Annotated in this window: 12 protein-coding genes, 9 tRNA genes and 1 rRNA gene; 3 read left to right on the forward strand and 19 right to left on the reverse strand. The window is 45.9% G+C overall.

Translation table 11 applies throughout. From position 1 onward, the window contains the following. Window positions 1-33: 33 nt before the first annotated feature. The 4 genes from B5E53_RS16295 to B5E53_RS16310 all read right to left on the reverse strand — a co-directional run bounded on the left by B5E53_RS16295 (window position 34) and on the right by B5E53_RS16310 (window position 5714). Window positions 34-1593: a hypothetical protein gene (locus B5E53_RS16295; protein ID WP_087316951.1), complete on the reverse strand. Its 1560-nt coding sequence runs from the start codon at window positions 1591-1593 to the stop codon at window positions 34-36. Beyond that, window positions 1594-3645, reverse strand: coding sequence for a hypothetical protein (locus B5E53_RS16300; protein WP_087316955.1), 2052 nt, complete (start codon window positions 3643-3645; stop codon window positions 1594-1596). After that, window positions 3642-5069 carry a hypothetical protein gene (locus tag B5E53_RS16305; RefSeq protein WP_087316958.1) on the reverse strand — a complete coding sequence of 476 codons (1428 nt, stop codon included), beginning with the start codon at window positions 5067-5069 and terminating at the stop codon, window positions 3642-3644. Before B5E53_RS16305 ends, B5E53_RS16300 begins: the two co-directional genes overlap by 4 nt. 78 nt (window positions 5070-5147) lie before the next feature. Continuing rightward, a complete protein-coding gene (locus B5E53_RS16310; RefSeq protein WP_140401521.1) occupies window positions 5148-5714 on the reverse strand; it encodes a hypothetical protein in 567 nt (188 codons plus the stop codon). Between the two features lie 230 nt (window positions 5715-5944). Here B5E53_RS16310 and B5E53_RS16315 point away from each other — a divergent pair, with 230 nt between their 5' ends. Then, window positions 5945-6922, forward strand: a complete 978-nt coding sequence (locus B5E53_RS16315; protein WP_087316964.1) for an AraC family transcriptional regulator — start codon at window positions 5945-5947, stop codon at window positions 6920-6922. Here the strand turns inward: B5E53_RS16315 and B5E53_RS16320 are convergent. Next, the gene (locus tag B5E53_RS16320; protein ID WP_087316967.1) at window positions 6879-7799 is read right to left on the reverse strand and encodes a sugar phosphate nucleotidyltransferase; all 921 of its coding nucleotides are present in this window, start codon (window positions 7797-7799) and stop codon (window positions 6879-6881) included. The genes B5E53_RS16315 and B5E53_RS16320 overlap by 44 nt on opposite strands. A gap of 192 nt (window positions 7800-7991) precedes the next feature. Here B5E53_RS16320 and B5E53_RS16325 point away from each other — a divergent pair, with 192 nt between their 5' ends. Further along, window positions 7992-8825 carry an AraC family transcriptional regulator gene (locus B5E53_RS16325; RefSeq protein ID WP_087316970.1) on the forward strand — a complete coding sequence of 278 codons (834 nt, stop codon included), beginning with the start codon at window positions 7992-7994 and terminating at the stop codon, window positions 8823-8825. Window positions 8826-9290: 465 nt separating this feature from the next. Next, a complete protein-coding gene (locus B5E53_RS16330; protein WP_087316973.1) occupies window positions 9291-10901 on the forward strand; it encodes a CTP synthase in 1611 nt (536 codons plus the stop codon). A 98-nt stretch (window positions 10902-10999) separates the two neighbouring features. On the opposite strand, the gene B5E53_RS16335 is transcribed toward B5E53_RS16330, so the two are convergent. From B5E53_RS16335 to B5E53_RS16400, 14 genes are all read right to left on the reverse strand, one after another. After that, window positions 11000-12058: a CPBP family intramembrane glutamic endopeptidase gene (locus B5E53_RS16335; protein ID WP_087316978.1), complete on the reverse strand. Its 1059-nt coding sequence runs from the start codon at window positions 12056-12058 to the stop codon at window positions 11000-11002. Next, the gene (locus tag B5E53_RS16340) at window positions 12055-12900 is read right to left on the reverse strand and encodes a S1-like domain-containing RNA-binding protein (protein WP_087316981.1); all 846 of its coding nucleotides are present in this window, start codon (window positions 12898-12900) and stop codon (window positions 12055-12057) included. The genes B5E53_RS16335 and B5E53_RS16340 overlap by 4 nt, the downstream gene beginning before the upstream one ends. A 33-nt stretch (window positions 12901-12933) precedes the next feature. Beyond that, window positions 12934-13641 carry an acyl-ACP thioesterase domain-containing protein gene (locus tag B5E53_RS16345; RefSeq protein WP_087316985.1) on the reverse strand — a complete coding sequence of 236 codons (708 nt, stop codon included), beginning with the start codon at window positions 13639-13641 and terminating at the stop codon, window positions 12934-12936. Window positions 13642-13749: 108 nt separating this feature from the next. Then, window positions 13750-14067 carry a BMC domain-containing protein gene (locus B5E53_RS16350; RefSeq protein WP_087316988.1) on the reverse strand — a complete coding sequence of 106 codons (318 nt, stop codon included), beginning with the start codon at window positions 14065-14067 and terminating at the stop codon, window positions 13750-13752. Between the two features lie 243 nt (window positions 14068-14310). Further along, window positions 14311-14382: transfer RNA gene (locus tag B5E53_RS16355), tRNA-Gln, on the reverse strand. 32 nt (window positions 14383-14414) lie between these two features. Further along, window positions 14415-14488: transfer RNA gene (locus tag B5E53_RS16360), tRNA-Arg, on the reverse strand. Window positions 14489-14502: 14 nt separating this feature from the next. Continuing rightward, window positions 14503-14589 (reverse strand) — tRNA-Leu (locus B5E53_RS16365). A 5-nt stretch (window positions 14590-14594) separates the two neighbouring features. Further along, window positions 14595-14667: transfer RNA gene (locus B5E53_RS16370), tRNA-Val, on the reverse strand. Between the two features lie 42 nt (window positions 14668-14709). Further along, window positions 14710-14783: transfer RNA gene (locus tag B5E53_RS16375), tRNA-Asp, on the reverse strand. An 8-nt stretch (window positions 14784-14791) separates the two neighbouring features. Further along, a tRNA-Ile gene (locus tag B5E53_RS16380) sits at window positions 14792-14865 on the reverse strand. Window positions 14866-14895: 30 nt separating this feature from the next. Then, a tRNA-Thr gene (locus B5E53_RS16385) sits at window positions 14896-14968 on the reverse strand. A gap of 3 nt (window positions 14969-14971) precedes the next feature. Further along, window positions 14972-15043: transfer RNA gene (locus B5E53_RS16390), tRNA-Glu, on the reverse strand. A 4-nt stretch (window positions 15044-15047) separates the two neighbouring features. After that, window positions 15048-15120: transfer RNA gene (locus tag B5E53_RS16395), tRNA-Asn, on the reverse strand. 216 nt (window positions 15121-15336) lie between these two features. Continuing rightward, window positions 15337-15890 (reverse strand): 23S ribosomal RNA (locus B5E53_RS16400); the annotation flags it as partial.

Raw genomic sequence — 15890 nt, forward strand, 5'->3', positions numbered from 1 at the left:
TTCATTTTTGCGCAAATGTGTCCCAAATCGTCATCACATCTCAAACAGCGCATCCATCATATGAGCGATATCGCAGTCTTCCTGATATTTCGCCCCTTCCGTGAGATTCTCTCCCAATATACGGAGCAATCCATCTGCCTTGAGTCCGTTTGCGGCAAACTCTTCTCTGAGTTCTTCCACTTCCGCTTCCCCGAAATCTTTCTGAAAACATTTACCTGTCCAGATGGAATAGAGCAGAGCGGAATAGAAGTAAACGTCATTCATGATAAAGTCTTTGGAGAACCGGCTCGGCCGACGCATGTAGCAGTAATCCTCAAACTTTTCCAGGTCGAACATATCCGGCTGGAAACCTCTCTCCACAGAGAGCGCAGGTATCTCCTGCCAGTCGCTGATTTCCTGCCACAGAGTGTCTCCGCCCATGAACGCGGCAGCATTTTTCCGGAAAGCGGTATTTTTTTTGCTTCGGTTCATATCGTCAAAAAGTACCTGGTCCACCATGATATAACGACAGTATCCGTTTTTCTCATAGCCAAAATCTTTCTTTTTCTGATTCTCCAGCAGCTGATGGCCCACACAGGCGGAAAACCACCATTTCTGCTGAAACGGCACGTCATACACGGAATCGTATTTGCGGCACAAGTCATCTTCAATCTCATAACCTTTTTCCCGCAGTTCTTTGGTCACCGACTCGATGAGCATCCAGATCTTCTGGCTGTCTGCCACAGAATCCGCCTTATATTTGGCGATCATCTCGATGATGATCTCCGCCGGCGTGATGCCCAGGGGCTCCATCTGTGCCTTGGCAAGAAGCTTTTCAATGGATTCCACACTTGGCTGCAGAGCAATACAGAACCGGAGCAGCCATTCTCTGGTCACCACTGCCTTGCCGGCCTTTATCTTGGAAAACTGGGCTTCACAGTGCATGCATCCGATATCCCGGAGCAGCCAGGCTGCCTTCTCATAGTAACCGTACTCCTCCTCGATAACTTCCTCCAGACATTGGCCAAACCGCTTGGTCCCGTCCTTAAATTCTTCCCGGTACATGCGCACGATATTATAAAACTGTTCCAGGGAACCTGCCTGAGAGAGCATCACCCATAAATCCATGGTCGGCAGGCTGCGGCCTTCCGTCTCCTCCTGCTCCTCAGAAAGCATATCCTCGATATGTTCTTTCACCGCTTCCATCTCGTCGATGGAAAACAGGCCGTTAATGAGCGCGATCCAGAGGGCGTCCTCAATATTCTTACAGTAAAGTCCGTAACCCATATAGGTTTCCAGCAGCACGTAATTGATCTCTTCCAGCCCCATCTCAAAAGCCATGCCGAGGGTAATATATATCTCCCTGGAAGAAGGCATGGATCCTTTCAGCCACGCCCCGATGGTCTGCCTGGTCACCGGGACATAACGGACCACATCCTCGCCCTTTTTCTCCACCCGGTGGAACACCTTTTTGGCCAGAGATGTGTTGCTGTAATCAAACTGATCCATTTTTTCTTCCAGAAACTGCGAAAAAGGCTTTCTGTTCTTCTGTGCTCCGGACAGTCTTTTTTCTATTTCTTCCAGAAAACGGTCTGCATTATCCTGTGTTTTCATTTATTCTTCCTCTTCTTCCAATCTTTTCCTGAAAATGTTAAACACCTGCACGGCAATGGCCGCAATTCCCAGAATAATAAAGTAATACAGCCGGATTCTCTGGGATAAAAACAGGGATGCTATAAATTCTATCACATATCCCTCCAGAATACACATGCCAAGATTTTTCCAGAATGGATATTTTTTCTCTTTGTGCATCATCATATAATAGAAATTCAGCATCAAAAGCAGCCACATGCCAGCCATTCCCACAGCAATCTTCCAATGGCCGATCATCAGAGAATAATTGCAGAGATAGAGAGCGCAGCCCGTAAGAAATCCCTGGGGATATCCCACAAAAAGCGCTTCTCTCAATGTACCTGGTTCCGCTTCCTCCGGCTCTTCTTCTTCGTCTTCCTGCACTTCTTCATATCCGGCTTCCTCAGCAGCTGTCTCTTCCGTTCTCTCCTGCTTCCGGCGCTTCTTCTGTTCTTCCGCCAGTTTTCCGGACGCTTCTCCCGGCGCGTATTTTTTCAGAAGCTGTTCCACATAGCAGGCAGTTTTTAACTGAGCATCATCCAGATTTGCCGCCTCAGGTTCCAGCTGGCTGGACACAAAATCTTTTAAAATCTCCACCCACTGATCTTTCCTGGAAAGGCGGATCATCAGCGCGTCAAACTGTGTGTAATTATCTTTTTTGAACAGATTCTGATTGAGAAGATGGATCCCCTCCAGAATAATCTGATTTTTTACTTCCGGAGGAATCTCCGCTTTCTCCAGAAGTCCCACATAGCTCTGCATTTTAGAAAAAGAAGTCGTATGTTTCCTGAAAAATTCCTGCTGCCATGCGCCTTCTTTCTCCGTGTTCTGTGCCAGAAGCAGAGCGTAGATCAATGGATTCTTTTCTTTTATGACCGCCAGCTGCTCCTGAAAATGTTTCCGGCTGTCCGCACGTATTGAGTTCAGGAGCCAGTCAAGTTCCCCGCACACCGGCTCCTGGGCCCGTTTTGTAAATCCTTCCAGCAGGATCCGGATATATTCTTCCTTTTCTTCCCGGGTAAACGCCTCTTTATGTAAAAGTGCCTGCACTTCACCGGCAGTCTCTTTCAGTACCGGTTCTCTGGATGCCCAGTAAAACAGTTCCGGTATTCCCGGAAGAAGATCATTTTTATCAAGGGCCTCCATTCCGTTTTTCTGACAGAACATATAGAACAGCCACTGAAGCTTCCGCTCTTCATTGCCTCCGGCGCTGGTTTTTAAATACTGCTCCGCCTCCGACCAGAATCTGTCATAGAGGGCGTCCTTTTTAACAAGAAATTCTGATAAATGATAGAAAAAATATTCTTCCAGCTTCGATGCGGCCGGAGGAAACTCCTGTTTTTCAAACTCTGATATGTTGATACAATTCTCCCCATAAGGCTCTCTGGAAAAATAAAACGGCTCCCGGCTTACCGGCTGCTCCGTGTAAGAGACGTAACCTGCTTTTTTCCGCAGAGACTCCGGAAGGATACAATGAATGGCATACATGAGCTTTCCGGCCTTCTTTGCAAACTCCTCCTGCTTCCAGGAAGGAGCCGTAAAATTCAACCCCTGTTTTTTTTCAAACAGGCACCAAAAGACCGCCCGCAGAAAATCAGGCAGCCTGTCATACACTTGCATCTCTATAAATATATCTTCCGGCCGTTCCTCTCTCGCCTCCAGTTCTATCGGGGCAAGATATCCTTCCCGGGGTTCATCTTTCCATGTGCCCTGCGGCGCCATGTACACGTCCGGCCGGCCGGATGTTTCCTTCGGCTGGTACAGAAAAACCTTTTTATTTTTACGATTGTCTTCACCGGAATCCCATGGAATCACTGTCATTTTTACAAAGCCGCAGCCCGGAACAAAAGATAATTCCTCCACCGGGATCCCCTTTGCCCGCTCCGGCTCTGCCGCTGAAGCTGTCTTTTCCAGTTCTCTGAGCATATCTCTGTCCTTGGGGCAGGAGGACGCCGTCATCCCCCATCCCAGTACATTTCCTGTGATACAGTGATTGGACCATGTATACTCATGTCTTAAATATTCCGATGTCATTCAAGCCACCCTCTTTCCTGCATATATTTCATGACCATCCAGAGTACTGGTTCTTCCACCCGGATTGGCCGTACTTTCCCAACGGTTTTTGTCATTTCCCCTTCTTCATCTCTGACTTCCTCAGTCTCGCAGCCCAGCGCGGAAACCGCAAAAAGGCTGCTCTCTTTATAATCATCCAGATTCCGCTGCAGGCGAAATACTTTCTGGTCAAAAATCTGTTTTAATATCTCCTGGCGCAGGAAATGATGATCCATATTCATAAATCCGTAAACCGGCCGGTTGCGCTCAAAGAGAAGGCTGCTTCCCCGGAAACCGCGGATCTCACCCAGCTCCTCCAAAAGATCGCTCTTTGCGATGGTCAGAGCCATATATTTCTTTCCAAGCTCGTGATCACCCACGCCGGTGCGGATGGCCTCCAGAATCGTCTCCGCCTTTCTCTCGTAAATGTATTCATCGCTGACGGCACGCTCCACAAGGAAATCATCCTGACTCATAACCTGCTTGCCATTCTGGTTGCTCATCCTCTGAATGGAAATCTGTTCTTCCTTCGTCATCAGATGCAGCTTCTCAAGAACCCGCTCCTCGTCAGGGATCTGCTTGGTGATAAACGAATGTTCCAGATGCATCTGCGCAGGATCCACCAGACAGATATATCCGTCCATATGACGCACAAAGCCCGTCCGTCCCACACCGGCACTCTCGCGGATCAGCTCTCCCGCCACATCATAGATGGCTGTCAGCAGATGAAAGACCTGCTCGCTGACCCGATAGGTAATCTCCAGAAATATGGGCTTCCGGAACGTCTTGTTGGTGGATTCCGGACAGATTCCCCGGCGGAGAAGCCGCTCAGCATTTCTCTCCATCTCCATCCGGTAACTGTCATTGGGATTACCCCCGGCATTCCGCACTGTGAGGTTCTCCCTCTGCATGGCGTCAAAGCTGTTCATCATGAGGGAGGAAAGATAGACGGTTTTTCCCGATGCGACGCTGCCTGCCAGACCGATCATGAGCATTTCATACCGGAAAAAATTCTGTGGCAGCTCATTGTGGCAGTAAGGGCAGAGCATGGTATTGGAATAGAGCGTCACCGCTCCCTCCTCCACATGAAACGAATACCCGTAGCTGTCCGGGTCAAAATGCTTGACCGCCAGCTCGTGGCCGGAAGCTGTCAGCTCCTGATTAAGCTCTGTCATAATCTGATTATCAATATACACCCGGCTGGCGTCCACCTGCTCCTCCGGAACTCCCATGGCGTTCCAGAAATACAGATAAGAAAGATCTGTCTTCGGCGCAACCACTTCGTTTAACGCCGGAGATAAAAATCTGGCTCCGTCGGGGCGCAGCAAAAATCCCACTTCATCATTGGATATTTTCCGAAAACAATATGGACATTTTTTTATTTTCACAGTTGTTGTTTCCTGCATCTTTTCTCCTTTTCTGACGCATTTACTGCGTTAATAATGGTAAATTTGAAAGCTCACTTTCAAACTTATCCTCCGCCCTTAACATGTTTTAGTTGCTTTTATGGAAATCTCATGCTTGGACTCCAAAATAATATAGTATAAAATATCTTTTTTTAGAACTGCCGACCGGGTCTTTGTGCCCTGATCCCGTCCCATTCCCTCTTCCCGGATCTCGAACGGTGCGTCCTTGGAGCGGACAATGAGGGCATTGGGATCGTCAGAAGCGCCGATCTCCAGGCCCTGCTCCTCAATATAATAGGTAAATTCCTTTCCGGAAGGATGTTTGCCATACATTAAAATGTGATCCAGCGGCACGGCTCCTCTTCTCCGGCGTCCATCCGCGCAGGTGGCACAGCATCCCCCGAAAGCGGAACCGTGAGTGATCATAAAATCCAGATAAAATACCCGGTATTTCTGTTTTTGTTCCTCAGCCTGTTCCTGCTGTTTCTGTTCTTCTTTTTTCCGGGTTTCAAGATCTGTTACTTTTTCCGCATATTCCAATATATATTTTTGTTTCTCCCGCCTGCTGCTCTGGACCTTCCACTGGATCACTCCAGCCGCTGCCAGAATCACAGCCAGAACGATGCCTATCTGCATTGTCAACATTTGCTGTGTACCTCACCTAACTCTAAAATAGCCGCGACAGTCTGCTGTAACGGCACAATTCGCATTTTTCATCCATTATAACACGAGTGACTCATTTCTCAAAGCCATGGTTTTATTGATTTTTACCGGATATTATTATAAAATGATTCATATAGATATTGGACATGAACATACACAGAACGATTTGATGATATACAAAGAATTACTTGATAAAAAGAGGGGAAACAGCCATGCCTACAGAAGCTTTAACATTAAAACAGGAGTTCTCAGTCTCCGCCATCTCATCCATTCATTTTTTTGAATATAAGAGTGATTTTATTTTTAAAAGTGAATATCACGACTGCTGGAAGCTGCTGTATGTGGAAGAGGGCGCCTGCGACATTTTGCGTTCCGGTCATGAATCTTCTCCGATTACTTTGGAAAAAGGGCAGCTTTATATCCAGGCCCCTCATGAATATTATTCTTTCAAGGCGGCACAGCAGACAACGCCGCTGTTATTTACCTGCGGTTTTTACTGTGATTCGACCAACATGTCCCTGCTGGCTCACCGCATTTTCCACTGCGGCAGACAGGAACTCCGGCTTTTGTCTGACCTTTCCGAAGAAGGCCGCAGCAATTTTTCCGTGCGGGTAGATGATTCCGCGCTCTACAGCCTGGAGCGAAAGCTCAACCAGCCTTTTGGCGGCGAACAGCTCATCGGCATGTACCTGGAGATGCTCCTGATCAGTCTCATGCGTCAGTATGTCTCTCCTCCCATCAAAAAAGAAGAGGCCGCTTCCTCCCTTTCCAAGGCGGATTCTATCCTTTTAAACAGAATTACCGATTATTACGCGGCACACATTTCGGAAAAAGTAAGTATCAGCCAGATCTGCCGGGAGTTCTCCATCGGCCGCGCTCATTTACAGCGGATATTCCGGGAACAGACCGGACTGGGCGCCATCGAATACTTCTGCCAGATGCGGATCCGGGCCGCCAAACAGCTGATCCGCGAGAACAAAATGAATCTGACAGACACCGCCCGGGCGCTGGGTTATACATCCATCCACTATTTTTCCAAACAGTTCAAAAAAATTACCGGGATGCCGCCGTCCCAATATCAGAATTCTATCCGGACGGCCGGCAGTGACCCGGTCTGTCAGCATATTGATCTTGATCAAAAAGAGCTTATTTCCAAAGCTCCTGCGGATACAGACCCGCATTCTTTTTAGCCTGGATGGCTTCCATGACGGTGCGCTTATCTTCCTGATAAGTGACACCGTACCATTTTTCTTCAGATTCCAGCACTTTTACAGAAGCCTTTTCTTCCCTCAAAAGCTCTCCCACCACATTTGGCAGGAAAAATTCCGCTTTCAGAGGATTCTCCTTCACTTCCGTATCCAGGAAAACAGGGAACTGTTTATCCAGCTCATCCATGATGCCCGGTGTAAATCCCCAGCAATTCATGGAGATGAGCGTATGATCCGGAATATCTTCCCAGGTCTTTCCTTCATCCAGCGTAAACGCTGCACCGCTGCCTTTTTTCTCAATGCGGGTGCGCTCCACAATATCTGTCAGACAATTATCTTTGTCCACCTGACAGATTCCCCGGGCCACGGAACCATTTTCTGTGATCGTATTTTCAATATAATAACCGATCATGGCATAACTGTACTTTTCTCCATCTTCATGAGTAGTCAGGAAATCATACATCATCTGAAAAGCCTTCGGTCCATAATAGTCATCGGCATTGATGACCACAAATGGCTCTTTTACCACGTCTTTGCAGCACAGCAGCGCATGTCCGGTTCCAAAAGGCTTCACTCTTCCTTCCGGCACCGTATAACCTTCCGGCAGCTTGTCCAGCTCCTGGAAAACATATTCCACCTGGATAAACGGTTCCATTCTGCTGCCGACCATGCGCACAAAGTCCTCCTCAATGACATGTTTGATGATAAAAACTACTTTTTTAAATCCGGCTCTCTTTGCATCGTACACAGAAAAATCCAGAAGAGTATGTTTTTCCGGATCCACCGGATCCATCTGTTTCAGTCCGCCATACCGGCTTCCCATGCCTGCGGCAAGTACAACAAGGGTTGGTTCTCTCATCGTATTTTCTCCTTTATTCTGTCGTTTTTCTTATTGTCCCACAAAAACCTCCAAAGTGCAATTCCCTTTTCTTTATTTTTTCTTAATATTCTTCATTGAATTGTTTAAAATATTAAGATTTCTTTTCTTGCAGACTTTTCCATTCAGCAATATAATAAAAGAATTACAAAGGAACAGAGCAAGGAGAGACATATGAAACAACTTAGACACACTATACAACATCACAATTTACACATGCAGGCTCCTGTAAGACTTTCTCATATTAATCTTTATCATTGTGATACCCCGACATCCGATGTGTTTCCTGGTCACCCTTACGCCAAACTGATTTTTGTGCAAAAAGGCTCCGGACAGCTGCATTATGAGAACTATCATATTTCCTTTCAGACCGGTACACTGATTCTTATGAATCCGGAACGGCAGAAATTTTCGATTCAGATTGATGAGAACCCAACCGATATCGTTATCCTGGGGATAGAATACTTATATTTTATCCAGAACGAGAACATTTTTGAACAGCCTTATGTTATTCGTCAATGTCCATCTGATTTATATTCCTTTTTTATCAGCCAAATTGTAACCGAAGTGCAGACACAGTCCCTTTCTTTTGAAGATGTCTGTAACCACTATATGGAACTTCTGCTGATCTTCCTGCAGCGGGATACACACATTAACTGCACTTCTTTCATGGAAGATAAATCCAGTCAGGACTGTCAGAACATAAAAGATTATCTGGATGAACATTACGCAGAAAATATCACCCTGGATACTCTGTCGGAAGAGAGCGGAATGAACAAATATTATCTGGTCCATTCCTTTACCAAAAAATATATCCGTTCCCCGATCAGTTATCTCAACGAAAAAAGAATTGACGAGAGCAAAAAGCTTCTGGAAAACACCGATTATTCCATCGCTGAAATTTCCAAACTCATCGGCTTTTCCTCCCAGTCCTATTTTTCACAGGCCTTTAAGAAAAAAACTCTGATGACGCCCAATGAATACCGGCGTTCTGTGAAAAAGATGTAAGCACAATAGTTATATAATCGCAAAATTCGTTCGCATGACATATAACAAAAGTCACATAGCGGACCATTTCTTACACAACAACAGCGAGGCAGTTCCGGTTGCCTCGCTGTTACAATGATCATCCATTATTCTTCATCTCCTCCTTTCCGGTTTTCGTTGACAAATGCCCTAAAAGCGTTATAATGTATCATTGTTTACATTTTCTGATAGTGTATCATTATTGTATTCATTAGAAATTCGTCAGAAAATATCTAATTATAATTTTAAATTGACCTATTATTCTTTACAACTCTGAAAATATTTTTATACTTCTATGCATTGAAAATATTTTTACCCTATATTCTCGTGCAATACGCACAATTTTTCGATTTGGTCCGGTTAATTTTTATCTGGAAAAAAGACAGGACATATAGTATAATGGAATAATTAATGTGAGAAAAGTGAAAAAAGACAGGAGGATAATCCATGCCAGTGAAATACGTATTCGTCACAGGTGGAGTTGTTTCCGGTTTAGGAAAAGGAATCACCGCAGCTTCCCTTGGGCGTCTTCTAAAAGCAAGAGGTTACAAAGTATTCAGCCAGAAGTTTGACCCATATATCAATATGGATCCGGGAACCATGAACCCGATTCAGCATGGTGAAGTTTTTGTTACCGATGACGGGGCGGAAACCGACCTTGATTTGGGACATTATGAACGGTTTATTGATGAGAAATTAAATAAAAAGTCCAACGTTACCACCGGTAAAGTTTACTGGAGTATTCTGAACAAAGAACGACGGGGAGATTTCGGCGGCAATACCGTACAGGTTATCCCGCACATCACCAATGAGATTAAAAGTCGTTTTTATCACAATGAGGACGCTTCAGAGGTAGAGGTAGCTATTATCGAGATTGGCGGAACCGTGGGCGATATTGAGAGTCAGCCTTTCCTGGAGGCGCTCCGCCAGTTCCAGCATGATGTGGGACATGAGAACTGTATTCTCATCCATGTGACGCTGATCCCATATCTGAAAGCTTCCGGAGAGCTTAAAACCAAACCGACGCAGGCCAGTGTCAAAGAACTGCAGGGTATGGGTATTCAGCCGGATATCCTGGTATGTCGTTCCGACCTTCCTCTGGACGACAGCATCAAAGAAAAGATTGCGCAGTTCTGTAATGTCCCTAAGAAGAGAGTCATCCAGAATCTTGATGTGGATATTCTTTATGAGCTGCCGCTTGCCATGGAAAAAGAAAAGCTGGCAAATGTTGTGTGCGACTGCCTGAATATGGATTGTCCGCAGCCGGATCTTGGCGACTGGATTGAGATGGTTCAGGCCTGGAAGAATCCAAAACATAAAGTAAAAGTTGCTCTGGTTGGCAAATATGTGTCCCTTCATGATGCCTATATCAGTGTGGTGGAAGCATTGAAGCATGGCGCCGTTGCCAATAATTCTGAAGTGGAGATCAAATGGGTCGATTCCGAGCTGATCAGTGATTATAATGTTGACGAATTTCTTTCCGATGTGGATGGAATCATCGTTCCCGGCGGTTTTGGTGACCGGGGTATCGAAGGTATGATCTGTGCTATCCGCTACGCCAGAGAACAGAAAGTTCCTTACCTGGGACTCTGTCTGGGTATGCAGCTTACTATTGTAGAGTTTGCCCGCAATGTCATCGGACTGGCCGACGCTCACAGTAATGAGTTCAGCACTATGACCACCAATCCGGTCATTCACATTATGCCTGACAAAGAAGGAATCACCGATTTGGGCGGCACCCTCCGTCTCGGCGCTTATCCTTGTCTGCTGGCAGATAATTCCAAGGCTCTGGAGCTTTACGGTTCCAAAACCATTGAGGAACGGCATCGTCACCGCTACGAGGTTAATAACAAATATCGTGATGTTCTTCAGGAACACGGCATGTTGTTATCCGGTTTTTCTCCGGATGGCCGTATTGTGGAGATGATCGAGATTCCGGAACATCCTTGGTTCATTGGAACGCAGGCTCATCCGGAGTTCAAATCCAGACCGAACAAACCGCATCCTCTTTTTAAAGGATTCCTTGCTGCGGCTCTGGAACATCAGCACAAAAAATAAAACAACAATTCCAATAAAGATTTCAAAATAAATAAAACCGGGATTTTCCATCGACCTAAGATTGTCTGACGGAAGTCCCGGTTTTATTTTATATATTTTTAAATAATAAATTCATAGGAAACAGCGATGGCCACACAGGCAGCACAGCCCACCCAGAAAGCCCGGTCCGGTTTCCACGGAAGGCCTTCTTTTACCCGCTGTTCCGTTTTCAGATCTTTCTCTTCTTTTCTGACTTTTTTCAAAATCCACAGCAAAACAGCCACCACGATGAAAGCCGCAGCCACTGTCACGGTTCCGATGACCAGCAAAGAAAAATCAAAGCTGCCGGATGCCTGCAGAAAGGAAGCTGCCATCAGATGATACCCACCGATGTTTATACCCTGGAAAAATGATGCTGCCGGGTTCTCCGGAAATGCTGCTGTAAAAATATTATAAAAGTTAAACAGCAGATGGATTAAAACCGTTGCCGAGAGATTGTCGGTAATGCGCACCACCAAGGCAAACAGCAAGCCCATGATAAAAGCATAGCTCATCTGATTAAAGTTCATATGAAGCAGGGCAAACATGAGAGCAGATACAATCACTGCCACATTTTTGTTGATGATTCCTCTGAAAATGTATCCCCGGAAGAGAATTTCTTCTGCCACAGCCGGAAATATTGCAAAAACTAAAATACTTTGAAGGAAATAATGCCCTGTTCCCTGAAGAGAAACCGCTGTCATATTCTGCACAAACAGCATGGACACTGCATTGATATAGGATGCAATGACTAAAAATGCAATGGTCAGCAGCAAGAGTATTCCCCACTGTCTGAATGGAATCTTTTTGAATGCACAGTATTCCCATACAGATACCTGCCGCAGCCGGCATACGTAATACACCAACAACAGCATTAAAAGATTCATCAAAAGACTGCTTCCATAGGAAACTGGCATGGTAAGTGTGATGGCTCCCGTTATGAGCCATCCAATAACCACCATTCCTATGGTTTTGCGGCTTTTATCAGACAGATACAGACCGATTCCCCATAATCCAGTTAAGCCCAGCATTGTGCCCAGCGGCAAGAATCCCAGAAGGCTGAATATAATGGAACCGGCAATGTGAAGAAATACCGTATAAAACCAGAAAGTATTGATATCAAATGCCGCTTTATTCATACGCTTTTGATTCCCTTGTCAGTGATCTCAATTCTGTGTCCTTTATATAGTCTTCCTATGGCCCTCTTAAATTCATTTTTGCTCATACCGAATTCTCTCCGTATATCCTCCGGTGCTGATTTATCGTGATATGGAAGGAACCCCTGATTTTTTGTCAGTTTATCCATGATTTTAGCTGAATCAATGTCCATCTGGATGTAGCTCTTTTCTCTTGTGCTGAGATTTAACTTTCCATCTTCCCGAAGTCCGATGACCCGGCCTCTCACCTTTTCTCCGATTTCTAATTTTTTCACTACCTCATTTTTAGGAATCATGGCGTTATATTTGTCATCCACCGCCACAAATACTCCGTATTCCGGATTCTTTCCGAATACGATTCCCTCCACAGTATCTCCTTCTTTGTATGGAGAATCTGTCCGCAGAAAATCATACACCTTCATAGTAGCGCAGAGTCTGTCACTTTTATCGATATAAAGACCAACCAGGTATCGTTCTCCTGTTTTCACTTTCACTGTCTGTTCACTGAATGGCAGCAGAAGATCCTTTTCCAGACCCCAGTCAAGGAAGGCTCCAATCCGGGTCACATCTGCAACTTCCAGCTCTGCCAGCTCTCCCAGTGTTACTTTTGGCATTTGAGTAGTGGCAATTGGTCTGTCCTGAGAATCTTTGTAGACGAAGACTTCAACACTATCTCCCTTCTGTCGTCCCTCCGGCACCTGTTTCGCAGGAAGAAGAACACAATCTTCTTTCTTTTTACCGAGATTCTTTTCTTCACATAAATACACACCGAAGCTGGTGGTATGGTCGATGCAGAGCGTCTGCTTTACTCCAAGTTCTATCATAATATTCTCCTTACATTTCTTATATAATTTTCTTTATTTTTTTAATTCCACCAATGCAATCAAAGTCTGGTCCTGGTTCATAAAACGAACTCTCCATCCCTTTTCCTCTTCTATGGAACTGATTCGGATGGTATCTCCCAGGAAGGCAGACTGCCTGTAATCTACTTTCACTTCTTTGATCTCGTATTCTTCCGGAAGAACATCTTCCGCCCAGAGTACATAGTAAGTGTTGTTGACATGTCCATTGGAATCCAGAAATACTTTGGTCACCGTGAGAGTTTCCCTCTCTTCCCATTCTCCTTCAGCCGAAAGCTTTCTTTTCACTCTCACTGTCTGGTCTTCCACAGGACTGGAAATATATCTGTCTGCCAAATCTTGCGGTATTTTAACCGGTATCATTTTCTCAATGTCCATAAAAATCCAGTTGGAGTCCGCTTCCACCAGTACATTATGATTTGCGTCTACAATTTTAAAACGACGGTAACCGTAAAATCCGCGCATTTTATAGGGTTCCGTCACAATGGTCAGATATTCCGCCATTTCCGGATATCTGTGAATATGGATGTCCCAGGCGATCAGATACCAGGCTCTGTTTTCCTGTTCATCTCCCCGTATTCCAAGTCCTACAGCCATGGAGTGAAAGGTTACACAGTCCTGAAAATATTCTAATATCTGATGGAGCCTCACTCTGCCATTTCGGTCTGTCTCACTATATCTCACCTGAATTTTCATTTCATACATGATTTCACCTGCATTCTGTTTCTGTCAAAAATAAAGGGTTCTATTAGACATACCTCATGTTAACAGAACCCCATCTCATCTTTATCAATAGCTGTTGTATCGCTTATATCAGATTAAGCGATTCTTTCTCTCTTTCTCCTCCTGGATGACCATCTTCATTGCTGTCTCCACTGCAGCTGTCTCGCCAAAGAAAGCCAGTGTAATGATGTGCTGCGGACAACTTCCATTAATCTCCACCGGATAAACGTTACTGGTCTTCGCAACACGGTCTGCGTAATATAATACTCCCGCTACTGTTGTCTGAAAAAGACCTACTGCATCATACTTTCTCTCTGCCAGTTCTTTCCTGGATTCCTGGTTCATCTTTCGATAAAACATCTTCATTACCAGCTTGCCAGGATTATAAATTATACGTGCTTCTGCCATATCTGTTCTCTATCCCCTTTACCTGTATTCTTGCTTTATGACCCGTCAATGCTTTCCCGCATTGGAACTATTTTGTTTATCATACCATATCGGTCATTATAAAACAATAGCTTTTCTTGTCCTCATCAGGTAATGGAAATGCCAGATCTATGATTCCAGCCTGCTTATCAACTTTGTCAATTTTCAGAAATATAAAATTCCAAAAAAGCAAAAGAAAGAGACACAAAATGTGTCTCTCTCTAGCAGCGCTACCAGGATTCGAACCTGGAAATGCTGGAATCAGAATCCAGTGCCTTACCATTTGGCGATAGCGCTTTATTTAATTTGCTCACTATAAAAGTGAGAAGCGTGGGCAAGAGGATTCGAACCCCCGACCTTCTGGTCCGTAGCCAGACGCTCTATCCAGCTGAGCTATGCCCACGTATTCTTTTGGTATGCCGGCGATCGGAATCGAACCGATACGGGAGTATAAGTCCCGCAGGATTTTAAGTCCTGTGCGTCTGCCAGTTCCGCCACGCCGGCATATATGGGACCTATAGGGCTCGAACCTATGACCCTCTGCTTGTAAGGCAGATGCTCTCCCAGCTGAGCTAAGATCCCATAATATGAAATTAATCATCCTTCCTGATTAAGAAGGATAAACGACCCGAATGGGATTCGAACCCACGACCTCCGCCGTGACAGGGCGGCGCTCTAACCAGCTGAGCCATCGGGCCAAAAACAGTGGACCTTCAGGGACTTGAACCCCGGACCGATCGGTTATGAGCCGACTGCTCTAACCAGCTGAGCTAAAGGTCCCCAAATAATCCATTAATAATCAATTGACAAAGCCGATGAGCGGACTCGAACCGTTAACCTGCTGATTACAAATCAGCTGCTCTGCCAATTGAGCCACATCGGCATATGACTCCTAGGAGATTTGAACTCCTGTTACCGCCGTGAAAGGGCGGTGTCTTAACCACTTGACCAAGGAGCCAGAACTCCCCGAGTAGGACTTGAACCTACGACAGCGCGGTTAACAGCCGCGTGCTCTACCGACTGAGCTATCGAGGAATATCTTTCAGGGCGCACCCTGAAAACTGCACACATTATATCAGGTTTCTTATTCTTTTGCAAGTGTTTTTCTTTGATAACGGTCATCTCGGGAACTCCGTTCCCTCGATGTGGTTGCTCCGCAACCCCATCCACATCCATGAGCCATGCACCCTGTGAGAACCTCCGGCTCTCTCCGTGTGCCTGTCTCCTGTCTGTGATGACCTTTCTCCGCTTGAGGTCAAGCTTTCGACCGATTAGTAGCAGTCAGCTCCATACATCGCTGTACTTCCACCCCTGCCCTATCTACCTCATCGTCTCTAAGGGGTCTCTCACATTTCTGCTAGGAGATCTCATCTCGAGGCGGGCTTCACGCTTAGATGCCTTCAGCGTTTATCCCATCCCGTCTTGGCTACCCAGCCGTGCCATTGGCATGACAACTGGTCCACCAGCGGACGGTCCATCCCGGTCCTCTCGTACTAAGGACAGCCCCTCTCAGATCTCCTGCGCCCGCGCCGGATAGGGACCGAACTGTCTCACGACGTTCTGAACCCAGCTCGCGTACCGCTTTAATGGGCGAACAGCCCAACCCTTGGAACCTGCTCCAGCTCCAGGATGCGATGAGCCGACATCGAGGTGCCAAACCACTCCGTCGATGTGAACTCTTGGGAATGATAAGCCTGTTATCCCCAGGGTAGCTTTTATCCGTTGAGCGATGGCAATCCCACATTATGCCACCGGATCACTAAGTCCTACTTTCGTACCTGCTCCACCCGTCGGTGTCGCAGTCA

The sequence above is a fragment of the Eubacterium sp. An11 genome (assembly GCF_002161065.1).
GTDB lineage: Bacteria > Bacillota > Clostridia > Lachnospirales > Lachnospiraceae > Anaerobutyricum > Anaerobutyricum faecale.

Excerpts from the sequence above, each read along its gene's own strand:
- B5E53_RS16315 (WP_087316964.1), top strand. The coding sequence starts at position 5,945 with ATGCCTACAGAAGCTTTAACATTAAAACAGGAGTTCTCAGTCTCCGCC.
- B5E53_RS16345 (WP_087316985.1), bottom strand. The coding sequence starts at position 13,641 with ATGTATGAAATGAAAATTCAGGTGAGATATAGTGAGACAGACCGAAAT.
- B5E53_RS16305 (WP_087316958.1), bottom strand. The coding sequence starts at position 5,069 with ATGCAGGAAACAACAACTGTGAAAATAAAAAAATGTCCATATTGTTTT.
- B5E53_RS16330 (WP_087316973.1), top strand. The coding sequence starts at position 9,291 with ATGCCAGTGAAATACGTATTCGTCACAGGTGGAGTTGTTTCCGGTTTA.
- B5E53_RS16335 (WP_087316978.1), bottom strand. The coding sequence starts at position 12,058 with ATGAATAAAGCGGCATTTGATATCAATACTTTCTGGTTTTATACGGTA.
- B5E53_RS16350 (WP_087316988.1), bottom strand. The coding sequence starts at position 14,067 with ATGGCAGAAGCACGTATAATTTATAATCCTGGCAAGCTGGTAATGAAG.
- B5E53_RS16300 (WP_087316955.1), bottom strand. The coding sequence starts at position 3,645 with ATGACATCGGAATATTTAAGACATGAGTATACATGGTCCAATCACTGT.
- B5E53_RS16310 (WP_140401521.1), bottom strand. The coding sequence starts at position 5,714 with ATGTTGACAATGCAGATAGGCATCGTTCTGGCTGTGATTCTGGCAGCG.
- B5E53_RS16340 (WP_087316981.1), bottom strand. The coding sequence starts at position 12,900 with ATGATAGAACTTGGAGTAAAGCAGACGCTCTGCATCGACCATACCACC.
- B5E53_RS16320 (WP_087316967.1), bottom strand. The coding sequence starts at position 7,799 with ATGAGAGAACCAACCCTTGTTGTACTTGCCGCAGGCATGGGAAGCCGG.
- B5E53_RS16325 (WP_087316970.1), top strand. The coding sequence starts at position 7,992 with ATGAAACAACTTAGACACACTATACAACATCACAATTTACACATGCAG.
- B5E53_RS16295 (WP_087316951.1), bottom strand. The coding sequence starts at position 1,593 with ATGAAAACACAGGATAATGCAGACCGTTTTCTGGAAGAAATAGAAAAA.